This is a genomic window from Endozoicomonas sp. SCSIO W0465 (genome assembly GCF_023716865.1).
Lineage (GTDB): Bacteria > Pseudomonadota > Gammaproteobacteria > Pseudomonadales > Endozoicomonadaceae > Endozoicomonas.
In genome coordinates, this window is sequence record NZ_CP092417.1 from 1897445 (window position 1) to 1921143 (window position 23699).

Genomic DNA, 23699 nt, shown 5'->3' on the forward strand with positions numbered 1-23699 from the left:
GTTTCACATGCTCTTCACAAAGAGATAACCTTTACTGCGCACGGTCTTGATCAGACGTGGATGCATTGGGTCATCACCAATTTTGGGACGAATTCGTGAAACCCTGACGTCAATGGAACGATCCTGACCATCGTATTCAATCCCTCTTAACTGGGCAAAGATTTCTTCCCGGCTCAACACCCGGCCAGCGTTCGAACAAAGCAACCAGAGCAGATCAAACTCAGCGCTGGTGAGGTCGACACTCTTGTCATCCAACCAGGCCTCCCGCATGGAGTTATCCACAACCAGCGCACCAAAGCGAAGGCTATTCTGCACTTGCGGCTCCTCTTCTGCTGGTGCCGCGCCCCGTCTCAGCAGGGCTCGTATACGGGCAAGTAATACTCTTGGGCGAACCGGTTTGGCAACATAGTCATCAGCTCCCATTTCCAGTCCCAGTACTTCATCAAGGTCATCGGTTCTGGCGGTCAACATCAGTATCTGGCCATGATACTGACTACGCACCCGGCGACAGATGGAAACCCCATCTTCTCCCGGCAACATCAGATCCAGTACCACCAGGTCGGGGCGTTCACTCAAAATACGCTCAACGGCCTTACCACCATCCCCTTCAACCGACACCTGAAGGCCATTATTTTCAAGATACTCACGGGTCAGGGTCGCCAGACGCTCATCATCCTCAACAATCAGGATGCGACCCGTTTCTGCATTATCCAAAGCCATTGTTTTACACCCCAGGGTTAAAGAAGCGAAGCACTGAAGCCGTTGCTGTCTATTCAAAGCGGCTAAAATCCGGCACTTCGCTGGCAATCCAATCTTGGGCTAAGTTACCGTTAATGGTTGGAAGCACCAATGTTCAGTAATTCTGCTGATCAACCGGCCAACAGTTAATTTTTTTGCTGCCGTCAGTTCTCGCCTCCAGGCCAGATAATGGGGAAGGTAACGAGTTGCAACCCCTTGGAATACGCCGCCAATCCAGCGTTTTAAATGACTGTGATAAGAATTTACAGTCTGGATGTGGTAGATGCCTTCAACAACATGTTGACCTGCTGATGTCACCAGCTCCTTGAAGACAAATCCAAGCTTGTCAGCAAGTTTTTCGTGAGCGAGGTGTGCATCCGCACAGACCGTGGCCTGTATCGATATGCGGCCATTTAAATGCCTGCACAATTCATTAGCACTTTCGTTTTCTAATACACCGTCAACGGTATTTCGATTACGGTCCCGAGCCACCATTACCGGGACTTTTCGGGCTTTGTTGGGATCATTACCCCGCTTTCGGGTTGGCCGTGGAAGGCCTTCTCTTTGCCCTTTGAAGGATTCACGGAAAAATGTTTCATCAAGCTCAGTAATGCCACAAAGCTCTTCTGCTTGATCATTATTAATCACTTCAAGAAAGCGGTGACGCCAGCGGAACGCAGTTTTCAAGTCAATGGCATTCTCAGCAGCAGCTGGTCGCAAGACCATAGAGTGAGTCATACCTGCGAGGTACTTGTTCCATTTTTCAGGGTGCCTGAGCCTTGCCAAAGGCGTTCCACTAAAGGCGTTAAACGTTGAGTCGCAAGTCTTGCAGTGGTAGCGCTGTCGGCCATTTCGTATGCCCCAGCGACCAACGCTATGGCTTTTGCATTTGGGGCACCTGGGGTTTTCGGCAAATTGGGCAAGTATGCTCTTTTCTACGTCAGGTGTTGCATTATCGTTATTGGGTATAGATTCACTGTAAACAGGTTCAGAGTCAGTGGTTTCTACTACCTCGGTAACCTCTATTTGAGTACTAAGGAGCGAGTTGTTAAGAATGTCTCGCTGTTCACTGGTTAATGTTGAAATGGAATCAATAAAATTCTGGAAGAGTTCAGATTGCATATCACTCCCCTACAACGTAGATTTTATGGGAGTTTAGCTGATTCAACCATTAACGGTAACTTAGCCCCAATCTTGTGTGGCCGTAGATGTTACACTACCAACGTTTCAACGTCCTCCCCGGAACAGGAGCAGCCCCACACATTTCTGAGTCAACGTTCGGATGCCATATTATTCATTATTTTTTCTTACCAGCGTCGGACTCAGAATATTTTTTTATTTTGAGAAAACCTCAGGCTGAGCTTGCAAATTTTTCTATCTGTCTGAAAAAGTTATCCGGGAGTTAGCGGACATTAACACCAGAAGAAATCCACAGCTTATCCACAGTAATCCCCCGTTTTTATCGGCTTGAATTTCTCCCGGCTGCGCATTATCTTGTGTATATAAACGGTCGCTACACAATATATGGTACCCATCGTTACTGAGCCGCATTTTTTGTATGAACATGTCCGGGAAAGACAGCATACTGAAAATGCCTCAGACAACATTAAGCAAAACAGCGGATTTGCTGTTAACGGCAGTACACAAAGGAAAAGCGGACGGTGCTCAGGGAAGCATGCACATGCAGGTTTTCAGCTTACAATCTGGTGGTTTTCTTGCGGTTTTCGCACGGTAGCCTGTCTTGCAGAGAACAACGAAGATCTGATTCACCAGGCATTCCCGGCATTATCCCGGACAGACTGACATTCATCACGACCACTGCAGTGCAAAGCGGTTGACTATAAGGCAGTGATGGGTAGACGTTGCGGTTGTTTGCCAGCACGCGAAGTAAATACCGCCTGCTGACAGACCAAGCGGATCATGGAAGTGTGCTGCAACGTTATTGATAGCAGCGCTTTCATCATAGCGAGCTCTGATTTTAGAGAGCTTTCATCGAATACACAGGTAAGGGCTGAATGAACAAAAACATCCTGGTCACCAAACGTGACGGAGACAAGGAACAGCTGGATCTTGAGAAGATCCATAAAGTGATTACCTGGGCTGCAGAAGGTCTGGATAACGTCTCCGTTTCCGAAGTAGAGCTTAAATCTCACATACAGTTTTACGACGGCATCAAGACCACGGATATCCATGAAACACTGATCAAATCCGCTGCCGACCTGATTTCAGCCCAGGCACCGGACTATCAGTATCTGGCTGCCCGTCTGGCGATCTTCCACCTGCGTAAAAAGGCGTACAGTCAGTTTGAACCGCCCAGGCTGTTTAGTCATGTGGCCAAACTGGTGGAGATGAACAAGTATGATCGGCACCTCCTGACGGACTACAGCGAAGCTGAGTTCGATCAGATGGAAAGCTTCATTGATCACAGCCGTGATATGAACTTCAGCTATGCGGCGGTCAAGCAACTTGAGGGCAAATATCTGGTACAGAACCGGGTAACCGGCGAGTACTATGAAAGCCCGCAAATATTATACATGCTCATTGGTGCCTGTCTCTTTGCTGAATACCCGAAGGAAACCCGCCTGGATTTCATTGAGCGGTTCTACCATGCGGTGTCCACATTCAGACTATCCCTGCCAACGCCCATTATGTCCGGGGTACGCACACCTACGCGTCAGTTCAGCTCTTGTGTGCTGATTGAATGCGGGGACTCACTGGACTCCATTAATGCCACCTCCAGCGCTATCGTTAAATACGTCAGCCAGCGTGCAGGTATCGGTATCAATGCCGGCACTATTCGCGCCCTGGGCAGTCCAATCCGGGGAGGAGAAGCCTTTCATACCGGCTGTATCCCTTTCTACAAGCACTTCCAGACAGCAGTCAAGTCATGCTCTCAAGGGGGTGTGCGCGGGGGGGCTGCTACCCTCTTCTACCCGATCTGGCATCTTGAAGTTGAAAACCTGCTGGTGCTGAAAAACAACCGGGGGGTTGATGATAACCGCGTTCGACACCTGGACTATGGCGTGCAGTTTAACAAGCTGATGTACCAGCGCCTGATCGAAGGCGGCAATATCACCCTCTTTTCTCCCAGTGATGTTCCGGGGCTTTATGATGCGTTCTTTGCCGATCAGGAAACGTTTGAAAGACTTTATAAGCAATATGAGCAGGACAGTAGCATCCGCAAGACGACGCTGAAGGCGATTGAACTTTTTTCACTGTTCGCTTCCGAGCGGGCCAGCACCGGGCGAATCTATCTGCAAAACGTCGATCACTGTAATACCCACAGCCCATTTGACCCTGCAGTAGCCCCGGTTCGCCAGAGTAACCTGTGCCTGGAGATTGCCCTGCCAACCAGGCCCCTGACCCATATCCATGATGAAGAGGGCGAGATTGCCCTTTGCACGCTGGCCGCATTCAACCTGGGTACCCTGAAGGATCTTGATGAACTGGAAGAGTTGTCTGAACTGATTGTTCGTGCGCTTGACAGCCTGCTGGACTACCAGGACTACCCGGTTCCTGCCGCCTACAATTCGACCATGGGGCGACGTCCCCTGGGAGTTGGCGTCATCAACTTCGCCAACTACCTGGCCAAAAACAACGTCCGGTACTCAGATGGTTCTGCCAACGGCCTGACCCACCGCACTTTTGAGGCCATACAATACTACCTGTTGAAAGCCTCAAACAAGCTGGCCAGAGAGAAAGGAAGCTGCTCCAAGTTCAACGAGACCACGTATGCTAACGGTATCTTGCCTATCGATACCTACAAGCGTGATCTCGATTCAGTTTGTGACGAGTCCCTGCACCTTGACTGGGAAGGTCTGCGTGAGGCGATTAAATCCTTTGGCCTGCGCAACTCAACCCTGACCGCATTGATGCCATCGGAGACTTCATCCCAGATCAGTAATGCCACCAATGGTATTGAACCGCCCAGGGGCTTTGTCAGCGTTAAAGCCAGTAAAGATGGCATTCTCAAGCAGGTCGTTCCTGATTTTGTCGAACTTCAGGATCGGTATGAGCTGCTCTGGAACATTCCGAACAATGATGGATACCTTCAGCTGGTTGCCATCATGCAGAAATTTGTCGACCAGACGATTTCTGCCAACACCAACTATGACCCGGGTCTCTTTGAAGGCGGCAAAGTACCGATGAAACTGCTGCTGAAGGATTTGCTGACCGCTTACAAACTGGGCGTAAAAACCCTGTACTACCACAATACCCGTGATGGTGCCGCTGATGCTCAAAATGATATGGATGATGGCTGTGCAGGGGGTGCCTGCAAAATCTGATGAACATCCCGGTACTTGACTTATAGAGGTACTGGCAATGTTAATCAAAGCGAACAGCCGTTTTTTATAACCGGACCGCCTGTAGCAAAAATGCTTATAGATAAAAAACACTGTTCGCTTCACGCTTGCATGTGCTGAAAAGCCGGCCAGAAAACCAGGCGCGGAAACCACTGAATTGGGGCAAATCAAACAATGACATACACCACATTTAACCAGGAACACTTCAATGCCACTAAGGAGCCCATGTTCTTTGGTCGTAATGTCAATGTATCCCGTTATGACGTGCAGAAATACCCTATCTTTGAGAAGCTGATCGAGAAACAGCTGTCCTTTTTCTGGCGCCCCGAGGAGGTGGACCTCTCCACTGACCGTCGCGACTTTGCTGCGCTACCTGATCATGAAAGGCACATCTTTCTCAGCAACCTGAAATACCAGACCCTTCTGGACTCAGTTCAGGGTCGTTCACCCAACGTTGCCCTGTTACCCATTGTTTCCCTGCCGGAACTGGAAACCTGGATCGAAACTTGGGCCTTCAGTGAAACCATTCACTCCCGCTCCTATACCCATATTATCCGTAATATCGTTACCGAGCCGGCCCGTATCTTCGACGATATTGTGACGAATGAGGCGATTACCAGGCGCGCCACGGACATCACCCGCTACTATGATGCCTTGATCGAAGGCGTCAGCCTTTACCATCAGCTGGGCGAAGGTAAACACACCGTTAACGGGGCAGAGATCAACATCAGCATTGCGGACCTGAAGCGCAAGCTCTACCTGACGGTGGTTTCGGTGAATGTACTGGAGGCGATCCGTTTTTACGTCAGCTTTGCTTGCAGCTTTGCCTTTGCCGAGCGCTCCACCATGGAGGGCAACGCCAAAATTATCAAATTGATCGCCCGGGATGAAGCTCTCCACCTGACCGGCACCCAGCATATCCTGCAATTAATGGCTGACGGCAAAGATGACCCGGAAATGGCAGTAATTGCCCGCGAGCTGAAAGAGCAGGCCAGACAGATCTTTATTGACGCGGCAGAACAGGAAAAAGACTGGGCAGACTACCTGTTCCGTGATGGCTCCATGATCGGCCTGAACCGGGACATTCTGGGCCAGTACGTTGAATACATCACTAACCAGCGGATGGTTGCCGTTGGCTTTGAACCAGCGTTTGCGATCAAACAGAACCCTCTGCCCTGGATGAACAGCTGGCTGAACAGCGACAACGTGCAGGTTGCACCTCAAGAGGTGGAAGTCAGCTCCTATCTGGTTGGGCAAATTGACAGTGAAGTACAGTCTGAGGACTTCAGTAATTTTTCGTTATAAGATCTTCGCTAAACAATGTTGTAGGCAGCTTCAATTCAAAACGTCCCATAGCCAGCCTTGTTTCAGGTCTGGCTAATACAGGCGAAATACCATGGCTCATATTGTTAAAATTCTTGAAGGTTTCAGCTTTATCCCCCGTAAGGAGCTGACACTTCTCGAAGCGCTTGAGCAGGAAAACGTCGAGGTTGACTATCAATGCCGCGAGGGGTTTTGCGGCAGCTGTCAGGTAACCCTTATTGATGGAGAGGTCGCCTATACCACTGACCCTATTGCCTTCATTCCAGAGGGAAAAATACTGGCATGCTGCTGCCAGCTGAAAAGTGACCTAACCATTGAGATCCCGGGAGGGTGCAAAATGAAAAAAAATGAATTCAAGTCATAATGATCCTGTCGATAGCCTCAGTCACCTGATGGTCGGCTCCGAAGTGCCATATCATTCAGTTGCTTATCTGCTTGATCGCTACTCCTCGGGAATCAACCAAACACTGTTCACACCTTATCTACGTAATAATACGTAGACAGAGTTTAGCGGTAACGCTTATATAAATATCGTCGTGTTTGCGTCAGGATTACCATTGCAATAATTCGAATAATAAACTTCCATCAGCAGGTGGCTATGAAACTCTCCTTTAGCAAAAAAATAATGGCGACAGCACTGTGCGTGGCGGCTTTTGCCGGTTCAGCACAGGCAGCCGAAAAAGTTTATCGCCTGAAAATGGCCGAGACCTGGCAGAGCAACTTCCCGATTTTCGGTGATACTCCCCGCAATATGGCCGCTATGGCTGAGAAGATGTCCAATGGTCGACTGAAAATCACCATCGACAGTGCCAATAAGCACAAGGCCGCTTTCGGTGTCTTTGATATGGTGCGCAGTGGACAATACGACATGGGTCACTCTGCATCCTACTACTGGAAGGGCAAGGTACCCAACACACTGTACTTCACCACCATGCCGTTTGGTATGACCGCATCAGAGCAGTACGCCTGGTTCTATCAGGGTGGTGGTCAGGAGCTGATGGATAAGGTGTACGACAAGTTCAACCTGAAGAGCTTTCCTGGCGGCAATACCGGCAATCAAATGGGTGGCTGGTTCCAGAAAGAGATCAACTCTCTCGAAGACCTGAAAGGTCTGAAAATGCGCATCCCGGGTTTTGCCGGTGAGGTTATGGCGGAGCTGGGCGCAAAACCCACAAACATTCCATCCGGCGAGCTTTACACTGCCCTCGAACGTAAGACCATTGACGCCCTGGAATGGGTTGGCCCGTCACTGGACATGCGTATGGGCTTCCACCAGATCGCCCCTTATTACTACACCGGCTGGCATGAGCCTGGTACTGAATTACAGTTCCTGGTCAATAAGCGTACCTGGGATCGACTCCCGGCTGATCTGCAGGAAATCCTGAGAGTCGCCATGCGTACCGCTGCTTATGATATGTACATTCAGTCCTATCATGAGTCTGCCGTGAACCTGGATAAAATGAAGAGTGAATACCCTAATATCCAGATCCGGGATTTCCCGGCCGAGGTCATCCAGGCCATGCAGGCGGCGAACACCAAGCTGTTGGCACAAAAAGCCGGAGAAGACCCACTCGCCAAGGAAATCCTTGACTCACAGGCGGACTACCTGAAAAAAGTACGTCGCTGGACGAACATTTCAGACCAGGCCTACCTGAATAATTTCGACACAAAATAACCCCCCTGGGGAGCCTGGTTCTAGTGCAGCCAAGCGTTATTATACATACACAAGACCTCGTTCCCACGGTCCCCCGTGGGAATGCATACCGGGCCTCTGTGGAACTGTGGGTCTCCATTAAACTCTCATGATTCCGGGCATAAATAGATTGTTTTGCATCTGGCAGGCTCCGGTATGCATTCCCACGCAGAGCATGGGAACGAGGGGTCTGGCTGTATGTGTATTAGCGCTTTTCTGCACTAGGAGCCTGTCCGAGAATAGCGCCCGTAGCGAGGATGGCAGCAAATTGAGGATAAAAATTACGTTTTGTGAGGCGAATAGTGGGGCTATTTGCCGAACAAAACGGAATTTTTAGACCAATTTGCTGCCACCGCACGACTGCATGGATGCAGGAGCTAGGGCAACGCAGGAGCAGTTGCCGCGTAGGGCAGTCTATTCTCGGACAGGCTCCCAGGCTCCTTTACTTACCTGTTAATGGCGGAGAAGCGTTATGCTGGTGCGGCTTGAAAATCTGCTCAACCGGTTCTCGGACGTATTGGGAAAAATAGCCGCGCTGCTGTTTATCTTATTAGTGTTTAATGTTTTCTGGGATGTGGTTGCCCGATATCTTTTCAATAATGTCTCTATTGGCCTGCAGGAGCTGGAATGGCACCTGTTTGCTACAGTCTTTATGCTGGGTGTTCCTTATGCCCTGCGAACTAATGGTCATGTTCGTGTAGACCTGATTTACGAGCGGCTGTCCATCAGGCACAGGGCATGGATTGACCTGCTGGGTGCAATCATACTGCTAATGCCGTTTGCCTTGCTGGTTGGCTATTACGGTATTGGTTTTGCCCGGGAAGCCTATGAGCTGGGGGAAACGTCCGGAGACCCCGGAGGCCTGCCATACCGGTGGATTATTAAATCGGTCATACCCTTCACATTTTTTTCCATTGCCATCAGTGGTCTGGCAATGTTCCTGCACAGCATTAATGTTCTGACCGGAAGACGGTCTGATAGCTGTTACGTCCCACCACAACACTCACCACAACACTGATAACAGGTAACATAACAATGACTGGTATTGTGATGTTTTTCGTGGCGCTGTTGATGCTGCTTGTCGGTTTTCCGGTTGCCTTTACCTTTGGCGGGATCGCCCTGATTTTCGGTGTCTGGGCTGAAGGGATGGAGATGTTTGCCTTCATGCCATTTCGCATCCAGAGCATTATGCAGAATGTCGTTTTGATGGCTGTACCGCTGTTTGTGTTTATGGGCATTATTCTGCAAAAGACCAAGCTGGCAGAACAATTGCTCGAGTCCATGGGCAAGCTATTCGGTGGTATCAAAGGCGGTCTGGCAATCTCGACGGTGCTGGTAGGCGCGTTGCTGGCAGCATCCACCGGTGTCGTCGGTGCTTCGGTTGTTGCCATGGGGTTGATTTCACTCCCGGTTATGCTGAAGTACAACTACGATAAGTCACTGGCCTGCGGAACCATCTGCGCCTCCGGTACCCTTGGGCAAATTATACCACCGTCCATCATTCTCATTATTCTGGGTGATGTGATGGGAATACCGGTAGGTGATCTGTTTAAAGCGGCAGTTGGCCCCGGTTTTGTTCTGATCGGTGTTTATGTTCTGTATATCGTCGTCTATTCCTGGATTCGCCCAGAACTGGCACCAGCCCTGCCACTGGATGAGGATGTGAACAGTCGTCGTGAACAATACTTCAAGGCAGTGAAAGCAATTATTCCTCCACTGGCTTTGATACTTATTGTCCTGGGCTCTATTTTTGTCGGTATTGCCACACCCACTGAATCTGCCGCTCTCGGGTGTGTGGGTGCTCTGTTACTGTCGTTGGTCTATCGGCAGTTCAGTTGGAAAATGGTTTACGAGTCCTCCCTGGAAACGGTCAAGGTGACCGCAATGGTATTTGCTATTCTTCTGGGTGCCACAGCCTTCTCCATGGCCTTCACTTACACCGGCGGTGATTACATTGTTGAAGAAGTACTGACCAATATGCCCGGTGGGGCAACGGGATTCCTGTTGCTCTCCATGGTGGCCATTCTGGTTTTGGGCTTCTTTATCGACTTTGTTGAAATCAGCTTCATTATTGTGCCTATTCTGGCCCCGGTTGCTGATGCCCTTGGCATTGCACCGTTGTGGTTCGCCATTTTGATTGCCATGAATCTGCAGACATCCTTCCTGACCCCACCTTTCGGATTCAGTCGGGTGAAAGTCTCATATTGATCACACCCACAGGCCTTGAGCTACAGCAAACAGACGTAACACCAAATTTTTCAAACTGAATGGAGAGCAGCCAAACACAGCTATGATTCTAACAGCAAACAAAGAGTCAACTGTGAGAGGCCGCTCCGATGGAAGTATGTCAGCCACTAACCAAAGTCGCCAATGATTCCTGTCCTGCTATTGACCAACTGCAGCAAAAACTGACCCTACTTCGTCAGTCCAATAATCCAATCCAGCATTTTGAGGATCATGAAAACGAGATTCACTCCCTCTTTATTCAGGCGGAGCGAGAAATACTGGCAGAAGAACTGCAAAAATTAGACATCAATAAAGCTTCTATCGAAGTGAATGGGGTCGTGTATCACCAGGCATTACGCAGCTATCAAACCTACCAGTCAGCAGCAGGACCTGTCCGGGTATTGCGCAGCCTCTACCGCAATGCAGGGGATAAGTGCATTGTCCCTTTAGAGCTCAAGGCTGGCGTTGTAGAAGGCTACTGGTTACCAAAGGCTGCGAAGCAAGCAGCATGGATGGTTGCCCAGTTGCCGCCCGCGGACGTAAAAAGCTTACTCGATCTAATGGGGAATATGTCACCCTCAACCAGCTCTCTGGCACGTCTTCCCAAAAAACTCAACGAACAATGGGAGCAGCACCTTGACCCTTTCGAGACCCTTCTCGCGGAGAATCTCACAGTACCGCCTGACGCGGTGACGGTAGCTGCTTCCCTTGACGGTGTGATGCTACCAATGAAAGACGGCAAGCGTCAGGAGAAACGTGAAAAGAGTGTTGCTGAAGGCAAACGTACCCGAGGGCCAGCAGGTTGTCAGGAGGCCAGTTGTGGAACACTGTCGTTTTACGATGACCAGGGAGATCGCCTCTCTACGATCAGGATGGGACGAATGCCTGAAAGCAAGAAAGCGACATTGAAAAAATCCCTTTCAAACCTTCTGGATAAGGTGCTTCAGCAAAAGCCAAATCTGACTCTGGTCAAAGTGGCAGATGGAGCCCGGGACAATTGGACATACTTCACCAAAGAGCTACCGGAGGGAGAAGAAATTGTTGATTATTACCATGCGGCAGAACACCTGAAGAAGGCATTTGACCTGGCTTACGGTGAAAATAGCGCGAAGTCCAAAGAGAAATTCAGCACCTACCGACATATCCTGAAGGAGGAGCCGGGTGGGGTTGAAAAAATAATCGTAACTATTCAGCACTGAGCAAAGGCATATTACAGTAATTCCGAACAGCTCTATGAAGTGATTGATATATGTCCATTCCCTGTTTTCTGGCAGACGACAAATAGCTGCGAATCCGTGCAAACATAGAACCACCGTCTGCACTCCTGAAGCAGCCTGAGATTTTCTGCTTTAACTTGGCCATTCGAACATCCCGCTCACTGCCATTGTTATCGAAGGGAATGGTAAAATCTGACATGAAGCGCAGTGTCTCAGCCTTGAACTCAGTGAGTCGTTTGAAGAGATTGTAAGCTTTAGTATTCTTGACTTTCTTGCGCTTAAGCTCCTCTCGTTGCTTCTCCATATAGACGACTTCTTTCATTAGAGCCCGCTGAAGCAACCGGTCATAAATCTTCTCGATTCGTTCACAGACAACACTTGGCATCTGTAGCATACCTATGGTCTTAAAGCCCTTGCAGTAATGCCAGGAAAGCCTCAGTAGCTTCATCAATCGCAACGCCAGTTGATTGCTGTCCCTATCAACAACACCCAAAAGCTCCCTCAGGTGATGGGCATTGCAAAGTACGTGAGTTGCCGCATATGCAAAATAGGATTTCCAATGATCATGAACCAGAACGCCTGCAAATGTTAGCAGTATGCCCATCGTGTCCATGGCCTCACGACCTCGCTTTTCAGACAAGTAGTAGAGCGTCCATTGTTCATCCCGCATAACGTGTAGCCAGTGCAAAGAGCCCTCGGCCCGCATACCCGTTTCATCGGCTCCGGCAACAGACGATTCCCGCAAGGCGTCACGAATAACCTCTTCAGTAGAAGCCAGATTTTCATAGGTTCTGGCCACAAAATTGGCGACAGTGCCTGCACTTACACTCATTTTATAGAGAGTATTAAAATACTCTGACACGCGCTTAAAAGGCAGGAAATGGTATTGGTTAAGATAGACGGCCATAGCCTGTGTGGCTGAGCCATATTGTGCGGCAGCGGTAACACCTTCCGGGAATTCAGCCTGATTCCGACAACCACAAGTGCAGATTTTTACTTCAGCTCTATGGGCCGTTACTTCAAATTCACCCGGTCTCCCTGGTTCAAACACCTGTCGTTCAATATATTTGACCGGCTCACTATCAAGAAGAGACGCCTGACATTTATTGCATTCTTTAACCGGAAGGTACTCAATATAGTCAGGGATATCGACCTGTTTAACTCAAGTTACGCACCTTGCTGAAAATCAGCCATTATTGGTGGCATGAAAAATGATCTCATAGAACTTTATTCTGACTACCTGTTGTCGTCGTCTGGGAAGACCACTGCAACGGGAGTGTCAGAGCTTTTGGATAATGTCTACAGTCATGACCAATTCACCCGATTGCTTTCAAACAATGAGTTTACCAGTCGTGACTTATGGCTTTACGTTAAACCCGTCGTGCGACAGGTTGAGTGCAGTGATGGGGTTTTGATCTTTGACGATACGATTCAGGAAAAGCAGTTCAGCAAAGAGAATGCCCTGAACACCTGGCATTTTGATCATACAAAAAATCGCACCGTGAAAGGTATAAATCTGCTCAATGCACACTACCATGCCGGAGATGCGTCGATTCCTGTCGCCTATAAATTGATCGAGAAAACCATCCTGTACACCGACTTGAAGACAAAAAAGGTAAGACGATATGCAGAGCAAACCAAAAATGAAATGATGCGGGAGATGCTGATGATTTGCTGCCATAACCAGCTTATGTTCCGCTATGTCCTTGCAGATAGCTGGTTTTGCTCAAACGACAATATGATGTTTATTCGACACGACTGTAATAAACATTTCCTGATGGCGATGAAGTCAAACCGCAAGGTATCCCTCAGTCTGGACGACAAATTACAAGGCCGTTCACAGCGTATAGATACTGTTGATTTTTCAGAAGATAAGCCTGTACAAGGGTGGATAGCAGGTGTCGATTTCCCTGTTCTGCTATACCGTCAGGTCTTTAAAAACAAAGACGGAAGCACAGGCATTCTCTATCTGGTTTGCAGCGATCTTGACTGTGATGCCGAGACTCTCAAGGCAATCTACGAGAAACGGTGGAAAGTCGAGGTCTTCCATAAAACGCTGAAATCGAATGCGTCAATGGCCAAGTCACCGGCGCATACTGTGAGAACACAGAGTAATCATATCTTTCTTTCAATTTACTCAGCCTTCAGGTTGGAAGTATTGTCATTGAAAGTAAATCTGAATCACTTTCAGCTCAGAGCCAAAATCTATATGGCAGGGCTGAAAGCTTCGTTGGGGCAGCTGAGAGAGCTGTTAGCTGCGTAACTTCAGCTGTTTAAGACAAGTGCCCTGATGCCCTTTCTTTCCACCGGCTTTATTACCAGAAGACTGTCTCAGACTTTTAGGATTGGGTTTTTCATCCGATGGATCGGTACCTTTCATCTGCGGAAAGGTCGTCAGAATGATCTGGAGAATTACTGTTTTTACAAGGTTTTTGATAACCATCAGACGATGGCGGCTTGCTGCTGTTTTGACTGTTCTTGCCAACCTTTTCTTCCAATTCTCGACATCGCTCTTCCAGACAGGCAACTCTCATCCGCAGCTCTGCATTCTCTTTCAAGAGAATCTCAGCCGACATAGTTGCGGGTAGTTCTGGAATCATGCTGGCGAATATTGTGGAAAAATGGTGCTTAAGAGGATGGTATAAAAATCAGAAAATTCCAGATTTATGTGGGGGTGCTGAACAGTTACAATAATTTTACTCACACTGTTGCCGCTGATCGTGATTTCAGTGGCGATCACTACCATCTACCAACGTCAGACAAAAATATTGTCTGAACAGGAAATTGCCACATTTGAACGTAATCTTCTGGCCTCCAAGCGGACCGAGCTGAAACATTATGTGGAACTGGCGCTGGCAACCATCGGAGACCCTCTCAGTCGGCTGACGCAAGGTGCATCCCGTTCCACTGTAGAGCAGGAAGTCAAGGAGATATTATCAGCCCTGCATTATGGTGAGGATGGTTATTTTTTCGCGTACTCAATGGATGGTGTCAACCATGTGCATCCGGTTCAGCCCTATTTAATTGGCCAGAATTTGCTGGATATACAGGACAGTGATGGTAAGCACCTGATACGGAATCTGTTGCACCATGCCAGCCAGGGAGGGGGTTATGAACGTTATAAATGGAGAAAGCCTTCGAAAAATGGGACAGAGGATAAATTAGCCTATGTTGTCAACATTCCGGAATTGGGCTGGATGCTGGGCACCGGGATATATCTGGATGATGTCATGCTGGAAGTGTCAGGTATCAGGGAAGATGTTGAAAATAATATCCAGAACACACTGCTCACTGTCAGTGGCATTGTAGCGATTTCGGTTATTGTGATTATCCTGACGGGATTGATTATCAACATCCGTGAAACACAACTGGCCAACCGGCGACTGCAGGAAATTGCGCAAAACTCATTAAAACTCCAGGTTAACCAGCGTCGGGCATTCTCCCGGGAGTTGCACGACGGCATAAATCAGCTTCTGGTTTCCACCCGGTTATGGATCAACCTGGTGGATAAAAAGTGGGGGCAGGACGTCGCCAGGCAGCACCTTCAAAAAGCCATGGGCACGATTGATCAGGCTATGGTTGAAGTTCGTCGTGTATCCCATGATCTGCGTCCGGTATTGATGGACGATCTCGGCCTTGAGGCCGCCTTAAAGGAAATGCTGAAAGGCCTGTCTGAACGTCAGCAGATTCGAGTGATTACCCGCATTCATCTGCAGCAATCACTGCCTGATATTCTTGAAATCACCATCTACCGTATTATCCAGGAAGCCCTGACAAATATCGAAAAACACTCAGAAGCCACTGAAATTTCAGTGAGCGTGCAGATGCATAGCGATGTCGTGACGCTGACTATAGAAGACAATGGGGTTGGTATTCCCAAACGAAAAAAAACCGGGCTTGGCCTGAATAATATGAAAGAGAGAGCGGAGCTTCTGGGAGGAACGCTTCAGATCAATTATCGGAATGCAACTCGTGAAAATGGCAAAAAAAAACCACTGCCGGGCACCAGCATCAGCGCCATTTTTTACCTGACAGCGGTTTATAAAGGAAAGGTTCCGGAATCTTATGGAAACAGAAATTCGAGTCTTGCTGGCAGATGATCACCCGATGGTTCGTGAGGGGCTGAAAGCCAGCCTTGATGGAGAAAGTGGCATCCATATTATTGCCAGTGTCGATAATGGTGAAGACGCCATTCAAGCTGCTAAAGCCCTTTCACCGGACGTGATGCTTATGGATATTTCCATGCCGGTTATGGGAGGCATCGAAGTAATTTCGATGTTATCCCGGGAAATGCCGGATATCAAAGTGTTGCCACTGACCATGCATGAAGAGAGGGAGTATATTCATAAACTGGTGCAATTGGGTGCCTGTGGTTACGTTCTGAAAAACGTTGATGCGGAAGAAATTATTCTGGCGATTCAAACGGTGCACAGAGGCGGCACCTTTTTCAGTTCCGGTACGTCCAAATACCTCATTGGCACCAACAATGATGCTTCGGGGAGTAAACATACGACTCTGACCCAGCGAGAAGAGTCTGTCCTGGCCCTGGTTGCCGAGGGATTATGCAACAAAGAGATAGCGGAACAGCTGTCTATTTCCGTCAGAACTGCCGAGGTTCACCGGCAAAATATCCGGAAAAAACTTAATATCAAAACAGCGGCGGGATTAGTGCGCTACGCGCTTGAGGAAGCAAAGTGCATTATAAAGGGCGATTGTAATAAACAGTGAACACCTATTATTCGGAGGGCCTGTTGATCTTTCACTTTGGTAACCCGTTATAACTGCAGATTAGGCTGGTTATTGATCTTGATCCGTCTGAAACCAGTCGTCAGCTTCGATCAGCACTCATCAGTGAGTATTAATCAGAGTTTTTCAGACTGATTTCAATACAGGTTTGAAACGTCAACGATCCCTTCGATTACCGGCTTGAAGCACAATATTAATGTTGCGCAATAGCCTCAATTTCTACCAGTGCATCTTTCGGCAGACGGGCAACTTCTACGCAGGACCGGGCAGGATAACCAGCGCCCAGCCCATCAAAGAACTGTTGGTAGACCTCATTAACCGTGGCAAAGGTATTCAGGTCTTTCACAAATACCGTCATTTTAAACACGGCGTTCATGGTCAGGCCGGAAGCTTCAATAATTGCCTGGACATTTTTCAAAGACTGCAGAGCCTGTGCAGCCACGTCTTCTGGCATTTCCCCGGTCACCGGATCAATGGGCAGCTGACCAGAGGTAAATACCAGAGAGCCAGTGTCTACTGCCTGTACATAGGGACCGATAGCTGCAGGTGCTTTTTCGGTATTGATGACTTCAGCCATTCACTTCTTCCTTCTTGATGATCGATGGTTTTTTCAACGCAACCGGCAATATCGCCTTCCTGCACGGCAACAAGACACCCATTTTGTGGCGGGTGAAGATGTTGTTATTCCGCAGAGATGAGGCGATCCGGGAAAAGTCGTTCTGATTATATAGAAACAGGAGAGACTGTTTTTTGATGTCCATCATGACCGCCTTGTTTTGTGATATTAAAGAACCCGGTCATGTCTCAATCACTTCTTAACTCATTACTGGGTGATATCGGTGTTGGCAGCCTGAACACCACCAGATAGGTAGACACGATAAAGGTGAGAATGGCAGCCCCTTCGATAAGTAATGCGGTTTCCTGCTGAATTTTTCCTGCCGTCATGGCTCCATAGGCCAAGAGAAGTGAGAACTCACTGCTCTGGCCAAGGCGCAATCCCATCTCTCCCGCATTATCGTTTCGCTCTCCTGTCAAATGCTGCAACAGGTATTTGAACAGTACTGGTTTGGTGATTAAGACGATCGCTGATGTTAATAGTATGGCCACCAGCAAATGGCTTTTTAGTATTGGATCGAACTGGGCGCCTACCGAAAAGAAGAACAGAATCAGAAAGAACTCCCGCAACGGCTTTAAGCCCTCAGCAATAAACAGTGAGATCGGGGAGGTGGCAATACTGACTCCGGCAATAAAGGCACCGATCTCATGGGATAGTCCAAAGGACTCAGCAAGCTGCGCTGCAGTAAGACACCAGCCCAGAGAAACCAGGAAGATATACTCAGAAATAATGTCAAAACGCCCCATGAGCGGTAGCAGCACATAACGGACAAAACACCAGGCACCCAGGGCAAAGGCACAGGTTTTCAACGGCAGTAACAGTGCATCGATATGAGCGCCATCGTTGCTGCTGTATAGAATCAGAATAGTCAGAATGGCCAGAATATCCTCGAACAGCAGGATGCTGATCATGACTTCGCCGGTTCTTTTGTGGTGCAGCGTGGTGGTCGGGATCAGCTTTAAACTGAGCACGGTACTGGAAAAGGCAAGGGCCAGACCAGCGATTAATGCTTCCATCAATGGAAAACCAAAGAGAAGGACAAGAGCGGCACAGATCATGACACCAACAGCGCTCAGGCAGAGAAAGGTGACCAGGGCCGTTTGTTTGAGCTGTTTTAGCAGGTTTCTGGGATGAAGGTGTAACCCTAGCAGAAACATCAGCAGAATAATCCCCATCGTGGAGACTGCTTCAATATGTCCATCATCTATGACGACATTCAGGCCATGAGGGCCAATCAGCATACCAAGACCTATATAAGCGAGAATAATGGGCTGCTTCAGCCAGACAAACAGAGTGCCCAGTAAGGATGCACCACCAAATATGACGGCCATTTCCAGAACGAGATGTTCAAACGATCCTTGCACAACAGTAACCTTGAGTTGGAAAATAAAAATCCACTTGAGAATAGTTGGCTTCAGGGGAAGGGTTGTGTAGCGCTATAAGTTTTTTGGCTCTTTTCGGGTTACAGACTGCTCTGCAATGAAAATTGGCCAAAGGCCTTGATATACAATGCCTTCAGGAAACTGCTGGCTAAATATTGCCAAGCCCTGCCACAGGAGGATTCCAGCCTGATTTATGAAATCAGCAGTCTGCAATACGAAAAGAGCCAGTTTTTTTTAAGTTGTCCAGAAGGCAGGTTAATTAACTGAGAAAGGGACGATGAATCAGAGTAACACCTTGAAGAAAGCAGACACTGCTGCTTTCCAGTTATAAATTATTAGGCCACTTGATCAGCTTTTCCTGCCCGCGTTCATCCAGCTGCCACCATTCATCCATATCAGCGCCTTCCTGCCAGGGGCCAGAGTTACAGCGAACCCGGCATTGGCCATAAGCCTGAAGACTCCGGGCACACTGGGTGTCATCCTGCCAGGGGGTGCCTGTGGTTTTAAACCAGATGCTGGTCCAGGCCTTGCCAACAGCGCTTTCAACAATCATGACAGGAATCGTTTTGTCCTGCCGGGTTACTTCCATGTCATGCACCACCTTGCCGCTGTTCACTGGCACAACGCTATCAAAGGTGTCATTCAACCAATCAATAATAGCCTCAAGCGAGAGGTCCTTGGCATAAACTTCAATATCGTCGACTTTTGATGGATCAAGACTGCTCATTTGAGAAACGTCACTTGTCAGCTAACAAATGCTTAAGTATACCTGTATAAATTTCCTGCAGGGTATCAAGATCTTCAGCTTTAACGCATTCATTGACTTTATGGATGGTGGCATTGACCGGACCCAGCTCTACTACCTGTGCACCCGTAGGAGCGATGAAGCGACCATCGGATGTACCACCGGATGTCGATAACTCCGTTGCCCTTCCGGTAACCTCCAGAATGGCTTTTTCGGTTGCACTGACCAGAGCCCCGGGGCGGGTTAAAAACGGCTGGCCACTCAGGTGCCAGTCAATATCGTACTCCAGCTGATGGCTGTTGAGGATGGCGGTAACGCGTTGCTGAAGTTGTTCGGCAGTCACTTCTGAAGAAAACCGGAAGTTGAAATTAACCTGGCACTCTCCCGGGATGACATTGCTGGCCCCGGTGCCGGCATGAATCTGCCAGATCTGGAAGCTGGTGGGAGGAAAGAATTCATTGCCTTCATCCCAGACTTCGCCCGTGAGGTCTGTAATGGCAAGGGCCACTTCATGAACCGGGTTTCTGGCCAGGTGTGGATAGGCTACATGCCCCTGAATGCCTTTGATGGTCAGGTGGCCATGGAGTGATCCACGACGGCCATTTTTCACCATATCGCCGACCCTATCGGTGCTGGATGGCTCACCAATCAGGCACCAGTCGATTTTTTCGTTGCGGGCTTCGAGGTGCTCAATAACTTTTACCGTACCGTTTTTGGCGGGACCTTCTTCATCACTGGTAATCAGAAAGGCGATTGATCCCTTGTGGTCAGGGTGTTCTGCCAGAAAGTCTTCGCAGGCGGTTACCATGGCAGCAAGGCTGCCTTTCATATCGGCGGCTCCCCGGCCGTGCAGCATGCCGTCGATGATAGCCGGCCGAAACGGTGGATTATCCCATTTCTCTTCCGGGCCGGTGGGTACCACATCGGTATGTCCGGCAAAGGCCAGAACCGGGCTCTGATCCCCCCGGCGCAGCCAGATATTTTCAACCTCACCAAAACGGAGCCGCTCAACCTTGAAGCCCAATGGTTCCAGTCGGCTGATCATTAGCTCCTGGCAACCCTTATCTTCAGGCGTGACGGATGCACGGCTGATCAAGTCTATTGCCAGTTGGAGGGTTTTGGAGGTCATATTCAGGGAGTTGGTCATTAATTATTCTGGTATAAACGATATTCGAGTGAAATTGTGATGCAGTCTAGCATTATTCACCGGACTGCAACCAATTGAGTATTTCACCAGTAAAAGGCTGTTCCTGGTCAGACTGAAACTGTGCAAAGACGTTTTCCAGTCGTTGACGGGTAAAACCGGAAAAATTATGTGTGCCTTCCTCGGTAAGATAGATCAGGTTATCTTCGATGGCAGATGCCAGCGCTATACCACAAAGATCGTTCACTGCCTTTTTGAAGCTGGCATGGCCATCAAACCGGTCTTTTTGCTGGTAAAGGTCAGAAAGCGTGGCCAGAGGTATCATCGATAACCAGGGCTGGATCATCGGGTTGGCGGCATGGCCACTGCACCATTCACTGATTTGCCATGGGCGGCCTGAGAAGGTGTAAAGTCTGAGCCGGTGCTTCAGCCAGTCGGGATCATTCACCGGATAGTTGTCCCACAGAAAGGGCTTGCGTTGAAAGTGATCCGTTATCTCCTGCAAGCCTGACTGGTCATAGCCCAGGGAGATTACGTGGTCTCCGGTCCAGAAAATCTCAAACTGTGGGTCCAGGTATTGGCCGAGATCGGACCAGTAGCGCTCAGGCATCGCACCATAAATTCGCTGAAGTAAAGGGTCTTTGGAGTAGTATGTGCCCACTACAATAAACTGGGTCGCCGTGCTTTCTCCGGCAATAAATTCGGCAATTTCAGCCTGTTTTTTTGCCAGATCATCAATATCGTTACTGAAATCATCAAAGAGAATGCACAGTATCTCCGGGTTCAGCTGATTGATGCTGGTAATTTTCTTTTTTAACGCTTCACGGTTTTTCTGACCGAGCTCCCGCACATGAAAGGGGGTGAGCCCGATGCCGAACCGAACCCCCTGTTGTTGAAGCTCAGAACCCAGTTTTTTCAGTTGATTCAATTGATTTTCTGGCCAGGGCTGATCCCATTGCTCGCGAAGATAAGGATCCTTTTTTGGTGCATAAATATAGAAATCGAAGCCTTTTCCGGCACAGAAACGGGCATAGGCATTTCTGGATGCCCAGGACCACTGGTTTTCTTTATCGTAAAGCCCTTCGATGATGCCATAGCGGAACGTCATCAGCAGATATCTCCTTGTCTAAACCGTTTTGATGAAATGCAGACCTTAGCTTAAGACGTTTTCTGTTGATACTCACAAAGATCTTCAATGATGCAGCTACCACACTGTGGTTTTCTTGCCTTACAGACGTAACGACCGTGCAGGATCAGCCAGTGATGCGCGTCCATCAGGAACTCTTTGGGAACCAGTCTTACCAGCCGCTTTTCAACTTCCAGTACGTCCTTGCCAGGGGCAATACCGGTCCTGTTCGATACCCGGAAAATATGGGTATCCACGGCCATGGTGGGTTGATTAAACGCGGTATTTAAAACGACGTTCGCTGTTTTTCGTCCGACGCCGGGAAGCGCTTCGAGTGCTTTCCGGTTATCTGGTACCACGCTATTGTGCTTATCAATCAGAATCTGACAGGTTTTGATGACATTTTCTGCCTTGGCATTAAATAACCCAATGGTTTTGATGTACTCCTTCAGGCCGTCAACGCCCAGAGCAAGGATTGCTTCAGGCGTATTGGCAACCGGATACAGCTTATCAGTGGCTTTGTTGACCCCCACATCGGTAGCCTGTGCCGACAGGATAACCGCCACAAGCAGTTCAAAAGGCGTACTGTAGTTTAACTCAGTCGTTGGGTTGGGGTTGGCATCCCGCAGTCGGGTGAAAATCTGCGTTCGTTTTTCCTTGTTCATCCTTTGGCCTGTTAGAAAAGTATAAAAATCAGAGTGAGATTATTTTAATGCCAAACAAGGTGAAGAGTCCCCCGGTAAGGTAATTCTTATGGTTCTGCCTGTGTAGCCGACCATTTTCAGTAATGATTTATTGCAAGGGGGGATGCATGCAAAAAATTCTCTTTCTCTTGGCCTTTAACTTGATTTTTTTACTGGCAGGCTGTGATGTTCCCAAAGAACATCAGCAGCCTGCCTATGAAAAATTTCAGGTAGGAGAAGACAGGCCAGGTGGTGATGCCTCGGTCAATGTTACGGGATTCAATACTATTGCCAAGCCTTCCGCCAATATGCCGGTATTTAATCGTTTAAATTTTCATAAAGGCAATGCGCTTTTCCGCCAGATCTGGCAACCCGAGTCGGGTGCTGATCTGGCCGTGGATGGGTTAGGGCCTATGTTTCATACCACCAGCTGCAGCAGTTGTCATATCCATGATCGCCGAGGGCATGCGCCAGAGGATGGGGAGATTACCGATGAGTCGGTGTTGGTCCGGCTGAGCATTCCCGCAATAAGCGATGATCAGAAGAAACGCTTGAAAAAGTCAGGGGTGATTCCTGAGCCTACTTATGGTGGACAGCTTCAGGTTAATGCCCTTGAGGGTGTGAAGCCTGAAGGGCAGGTCAGGGTTACCTTTGAATATTTTCAGGTAACCTTTGCGGATGGTCATCAGGTTGAGCTGCGCAAACCCCTTTTCACCGTGGAAAACCTGGGGTATGGCCCCATGGCTGAAAACACCATGTTATCGATGCGAATTACTCCGTCGATGATTGGCATCGGTCTGCTGGAAGCCATCTCCGAGAAAAGCCTGCTGGCTAACGAAGACCCGGAAGATAGCAATGGCGACGGTATTTCAGGGAGAGTCAACCGGGTCTGGGATATCCAGAAACAGAGAACGTCCATTGGTCGCTTTGGCTGGAAAGCAGGGGTTCCGACGTTGCGACAGCAGTCGGCTGCCGCATTCAGCGGGGATATGGGGTTGACCACGAGCTTGTTCCCTGATGAATCCTGTACGAAAATTCAGAAGGATTGCCTGGCAGCTCCCAGCGGTGAAGAGTCTGATGTATCCGACCTTGTTCTGGATAAAATCGTATTTTACAGCCGTAACGTGGGTGTTCCGGTTCGAACCAATGCCAAAAGGCCGGAAGTACTGAAAGGTAAGACATTATTTAATGAAGCGGGTTGCGCGGGCTGCCATCAACCCAGTTTCAGAACGGCCTCCTTGGATGTTCAGTCTGAAACCGCCATGACCGTTATTGAGAAAGAGCAGGCTAATCAACTGATCTGGCCTTACAGTGATTTTCTTCTCCATGATATGGGGGAAGGACTGGCGGATGGACGCCCGGAGTTTCTGGCCACCGGTAGCGAATGGCGAACGCCAGCGCTTTGGGGTATCGGTCATACCCAGCTGTTGGATAGAAGAACGGGTTTTTTGCATGATGGTCGCGCCAGAAGCCTGATGGAAGCGATTCTCTGGCACGGAGGAGAAGCACAACAATCCCGGAGCAAGGTACTAAAGATGAGTGCTGATGAGCGTAAGGCTCTGGTGACATTTATTGAGTCTCTTTAACCAAGTCAGATGCCATCAGCCGGGTGTTCTGGTGGTGTAATTTTAATCGTTCGGTTATTTCCGCTCTCAAACCAGGGCGCTTCCGCCCTGGTTTGAGAGCGGAACCTGTCAGGATATTAGCGGGTTACATCCGAAAGGTCATGACCAGACCAAGGTAGTCCCGGTCTTCA

Annotated in this window: 23 protein-coding genes; 11 read left to right on the forward strand and 12 right to left on the reverse strand. The window is 48.9% G+C overall.

From position 1 onward, the window contains the following. Positions 1 to 3 precede the first annotated feature (3 nt). Both MJO57_RS08165 and MJO57_RS08170 read right to left on the reverse strand, forming a co-directional pair. Positions 4 to 720 carry a winged helix-turn-helix domain-containing protein gene (locus MJO57_RS08165; RefSeq protein ID WP_252024379.1) on the reverse strand — a complete coding sequence of 239 codons (717 nt, stop codon included), beginning with the start codon at positions 718 to 720 and terminating at the stop codon, positions 4 to 6. A gap of 99 nt (positions 721 to 819) precedes the next feature. Beyond that, entirely contained in the window at positions 820 to 1860 is a 1041-nt protein-coding gene (locus MJO57_RS08170; protein ID WP_252017335.1) for an IS1595 family transposase, read from the reverse strand. An 893-nt stretch (positions 1861 to 2753) separates the two neighbouring features. Here MJO57_RS08170 and nrdA point away from each other — a divergent pair. From nrdA to MJO57_RS08205, 7 genes are all read left to right on the forward strand, one after another. After that, on the forward strand, positions 2754 to 5024 hold the full coding sequence (gene nrdA, locus MJO57_RS08175; protein WP_252024382.1) for a class 1a ribonucleoside-diphosphate reductase subunit alpha: 2271 nt from the start codon (positions 2754 to 2756) through the stop codon (positions 5022 to 5024). A gap of 192 nt (positions 5025 to 5216) precedes the next feature. Further along, the gene (gene nrdB / locus MJO57_RS08180; protein ID WP_252024385.1) at positions 5217 to 6347 is read left to right on the forward strand and encodes a class Ia ribonucleoside-diphosphate reductase subunit beta; all 1131 of its coding nucleotides are present in this window, start codon (positions 5217 to 5219) and stop codon (positions 6345 to 6347) included. A 91-nt stretch (positions 6348 to 6438) separates the two neighbouring features. Next, positions 6439 to 6729 carry a class I ribonucleotide reductase maintenance protein YfaE gene (gene yfaE / locus MJO57_RS08185; protein ID WP_252024387.1) on the forward strand — a complete coding sequence of 97 codons (291 nt, stop codon included), beginning with the start codon at positions 6439 to 6441 and terminating at the stop codon, positions 6727 to 6729. A gap of 234 nt (positions 6730 to 6963) precedes the next feature. Then, positions 6964 to 8040: a TRAP transporter substrate-binding protein gene (locus tag MJO57_RS08190; RefSeq protein ID WP_252026986.1), complete on the forward strand. Its 1077-nt coding sequence runs from the start codon at positions 6964 to 6966 to the stop codon at positions 8038 to 8040. A 490-nt stretch (positions 8041 to 8530) separates the two neighbouring features. Beyond that, positions 8531 to 9076: a TRAP transporter small permease subunit gene (locus MJO57_RS08195; RefSeq protein WP_252024389.1), complete on the forward strand. Its 546-nt coding sequence runs from the start codon at positions 8531 to 8533 to the stop codon at positions 9074 to 9076. A 17-nt stretch (positions 9077 to 9093) separates the two neighbouring features. Beyond that, entirely contained in the window at positions 9094 to 10266 is a 1173-nt protein-coding gene (locus MJO57_RS08200) for a TRAP transporter large permease subunit (protein ID WP_252024391.1), read from the forward strand. 128 nt (positions 10267 to 10394) lie between these two features. After that, entirely contained in the window at positions 10395 to 11483 is a 1089-nt protein-coding gene (locus tag MJO57_RS08205; protein ID WP_252024393.1) for a hypothetical protein, read from the forward strand. Here MJO57_RS08205 and MJO57_RS08210 read toward each other — a convergent pair. Then, the gene (locus MJO57_RS08210; RefSeq protein WP_371924872.1) at positions 11470 to 12648 is read right to left on the reverse strand and encodes an IS66 family transposase; all 1179 of its coding nucleotides are present in this window, start codon (positions 12646 to 12648) and stop codon (positions 11470 to 11472) included. The genes MJO57_RS08205 and MJO57_RS08210 overlap by 14 nt on opposite strands. A 57-nt stretch (positions 12649 to 12705) precedes the next feature. Between MJO57_RS08210 and MJO57_RS08215 the strand changes: the two genes are divergently transcribed. Continuing rightward, positions 12706 to 13764 carry a transposase gene (locus tag MJO57_RS08215; RefSeq protein WP_252017920.1) on the forward strand — a complete coding sequence of 353 codons (1059 nt, stop codon included), beginning with the start codon at positions 12706 to 12708 and terminating at the stop codon, positions 13762 to 13764. Here the strand turns inward: MJO57_RS08215 and MJO57_RS33190 are convergent. Together MJO57_RS33190 and MJO57_RS33195 are read right to left on the reverse strand one after the other, a co-directional pair. After that, on the reverse strand, positions 13753 to 13881 hold the full coding sequence (locus MJO57_RS33190) for a hypothetical protein (RefSeq protein WP_371924803.1): 129 nt from the start codon (positions 13879 to 13881) through the stop codon (positions 13753 to 13755). The two genes, MJO57_RS08215 and MJO57_RS33190, sit on opposite strands and share 12 nt — an antisense overlap. Further along, on the reverse strand, positions 13856 to 14101 hold the full coding sequence (locus MJO57_RS33195; RefSeq protein ID WP_371924804.1) for a DUF6444 domain-containing protein: 246 nt from the start codon (positions 14099 to 14101) through the stop codon (positions 13856 to 13858). The genes MJO57_RS33190 and MJO57_RS33195 overlap by 26 nt, the downstream gene beginning before the upstream one ends. Positions 14102 to 14230: 129 nt before the next feature. Here MJO57_RS33195 and MJO57_RS08225 point away from each other — a divergent pair, with 129 nt between their 5' ends. Then, entirely contained in the window at positions 14231 to 15601 is a 1371-nt protein-coding gene (locus MJO57_RS08225; protein ID WP_252024395.1) for a cache domain-containing protein, read from the forward strand. Then, entirely contained in the window at positions 15567 to 16229 is a 663-nt protein-coding gene (locus tag MJO57_RS08230; protein ID WP_252024397.1) for a response regulator transcription factor, read from the forward strand. Before MJO57_RS08225 ends, MJO57_RS08230 begins: the two co-directional genes overlap by 35 nt. Before the next feature lie 211 nt (positions 16230 to 16440). Here the strand turns inward: MJO57_RS08230 and MJO57_RS08235 are convergent, their stop codons facing one another. From MJO57_RS08235 to nth, 7 genes are all read right to left on the reverse strand, one after another. Further along, positions 16441 to 16824 (reverse strand): RidA family protein, encoded by a 384-nt coding sequence (locus tag MJO57_RS08235; protein WP_252024399.1) that lies wholly within the window; start codon positions 16822 to 16824, stop codon positions 16441 to 16443. Further along, positions 16817 to 17011, reverse strand: coding sequence for a hypothetical protein (locus MJO57_RS08240; RefSeq protein WP_252024414.1), 195 nt, complete (start codon positions 17009 to 17011; stop codon positions 16817 to 16819). Before MJO57_RS08240 ends, MJO57_RS08235 begins: the two co-directional genes overlap by 8 nt. 40 nt (positions 17012 to 17051) lie before the next feature. After that, entirely contained in the window at positions 17052 to 18227 is a 1176-nt protein-coding gene (locus MJO57_RS08245) for a cation:proton antiporter (protein WP_252024416.1), read from the reverse strand. Between the two features lie 343 nt (positions 18228 to 18570). Further along, complete coding sequence (locus MJO57_RS08250; RefSeq protein ID WP_252024418.1) at positions 18571 to 18972, reverse strand: hypothetical protein; 402 nt, start codon at positions 18970 to 18972, stop codon at positions 18571 to 18573. Between the two features lie 10 nt (positions 18973 to 18982). After that, complete coding sequence (gene dapE / locus MJO57_RS08255) at positions 18983 to 20137, reverse strand: succinyl-diaminopimelate desuccinylase (RefSeq protein ID WP_252024420.1); 1155 nt, start codon at positions 20135 to 20137, stop codon at positions 18983 to 18985. Between the two features lie 52 nt (positions 20138 to 20189). Next, positions 20190 to 21242, reverse strand: coding sequence for a beta-N-acetylglucosaminidase domain-containing protein (locus MJO57_RS08260; protein ID WP_252024422.1), 1053 nt, complete (start codon positions 21240 to 21242; stop codon positions 20190 to 20192). Between the two features lie 50 nt (positions 21243 to 21292). Then, the gene (gene nth, locus MJO57_RS08265) at positions 21293 to 21925 is read right to left on the reverse strand and encodes an endonuclease III (protein WP_252024424.1); all 633 of its coding nucleotides are present in this window, start codon (positions 21923 to 21925) and stop codon (positions 21293 to 21295) included. Between the two features lie 146 nt (positions 21926 to 22071). Between nth and MJO57_RS08270 the strand changes: the two genes are divergently transcribed. Then, positions 22072 to 23529, forward strand: coding sequence for a di-heme oxidoredictase family protein (locus MJO57_RS08270; RefSeq protein ID WP_252024426.1), 1458 nt, complete (start codon positions 22072 to 22074; stop codon positions 23527 to 23529). The last annotated feature ends 170 nt before the right edge of the window (positions 23530 to 23699 follow it).

Excerpts from the sequence above, each read along its gene's own strand:
- MJO57_RS08260 (WP_252024422.1), bottom strand. The coding sequence starts at position 21,242 with ATGACGTTCCGCTATGGCATCATCGAAGGGCTTTACGATAAAGAAAAC.
- nrdB (WP_252024385.1), top strand. The coding sequence starts at position 5,217 with ATGACATACACCACATTTAACCAGGAACACTTCAATGCCACTAAGGAG.
- MJO57_RS33195 (WP_371924804.1), bottom strand. The coding sequence starts at position 14,101 with ATGATTCCAGAACTACCCGCAACTATGTCGGCTGAGATTCTCTTGAAA.
- MJO57_RS33190 (WP_371924803.1), bottom strand. The coding sequence starts at position 13,881 with ATGAAAGGTACCGATCCATCGGATGAAAAACCCAATCCTAAAAGTCTG.
- nrdA (WP_252024382.1), top strand. The coding sequence starts at position 2,754 with ATGAACAAAAACATCCTGGTCACCAAACGTGACGGAGACAAGGAACAG.
- MJO57_RS08170 (WP_252017335.1), bottom strand. The coding sequence starts at position 1,860 with ATGCAATCTGAACTCTTCCAGAATTTTATTGATTCCATTTCAACATTA.
- MJO57_RS08205 (WP_252024393.1), top strand. The coding sequence starts at position 10,395 with ATGGAAGTATGTCAGCCACTAACCAAAGTCGCCAATGATTCCTGTCCT.
- MJO57_RS08270 (WP_252024426.1), top strand. The coding sequence starts at position 22,072 with ATGCAAAAAATTCTCTTTCTCTTGGCCTTTAACTTGATTTTTTTACTG.
- MJO57_RS08195 (WP_252024389.1), top strand. The coding sequence starts at position 8,531 with ATGCTGGTGCGGCTTGAAAATCTGCTCAACCGGTTCTCGGACGTATTG.
- MJO57_RS08250 (WP_252024418.1), bottom strand. The coding sequence starts at position 18,972 with ATGAGCAGTCTTGATCCATCAAAAGTCGACGATATTGAAGTTTATGCC.
- yfaE (WP_252024387.1), top strand. The coding sequence starts at position 6,439 with ATGGCTCATATTGTTAAAATTCTTGAAGGTTTCAGCTTTATCCCCCGT.
- MJO57_RS08230 (WP_252024397.1), top strand. The coding sequence starts at position 15,567 with ATGGAAACAGAAATTCGAGTCTTGCTGGCAGATGATCACCCGATGGTT.
- MJO57_RS08240 (WP_252024414.1), bottom strand. The coding sequence starts at position 17,011 with ATGATGGACATCAAAAAACAGTCTCTCCTGTTTCTATATAATCAGAAC.
- dapE (WP_252024420.1), bottom strand. The coding sequence starts at position 20,137 with ATGACCAACTCCCTGAATATGACCTCCAAAACCCTCCAACTGGCAATA.
- MJO57_RS08235 (WP_252024399.1), bottom strand. The coding sequence starts at position 16,824 with ATGGCTGAAGTCATCAATACCGAAAAAGCACCTGCAGCTATCGGTCCC.
- MJO57_RS08190 (WP_252026986.1), top strand. The coding sequence starts at position 6,964 with ATGAAACTCTCCTTTAGCAAAAAAATAATGGCGACAGCACTGTGCGTG.
- MJO57_RS08215 (WP_252017920.1), top strand. The coding sequence starts at position 12,706 with ATGAAAAATGATCTCATAGAACTTTATTCTGACTACCTGTTGTCGTCG.
- nth (WP_252024424.1), bottom strand. The coding sequence starts at position 21,925 with ATGAACAAGGAAAAACGAACGCAGATTTTCACCCGACTGCGGGATGCC.
- MJO57_RS08165 (WP_252024379.1), bottom strand. The coding sequence starts at position 720 with ATGGCTTTGGATAATGCAGAAACGGGTCGCATCCTGATTGTTGAGGAT.
- MJO57_RS08200 (WP_252024391.1), top strand. The coding sequence starts at position 9,094 with ATGACTGGTATTGTGATGTTTTTCGTGGCGCTGTTGATGCTGCTTGTC.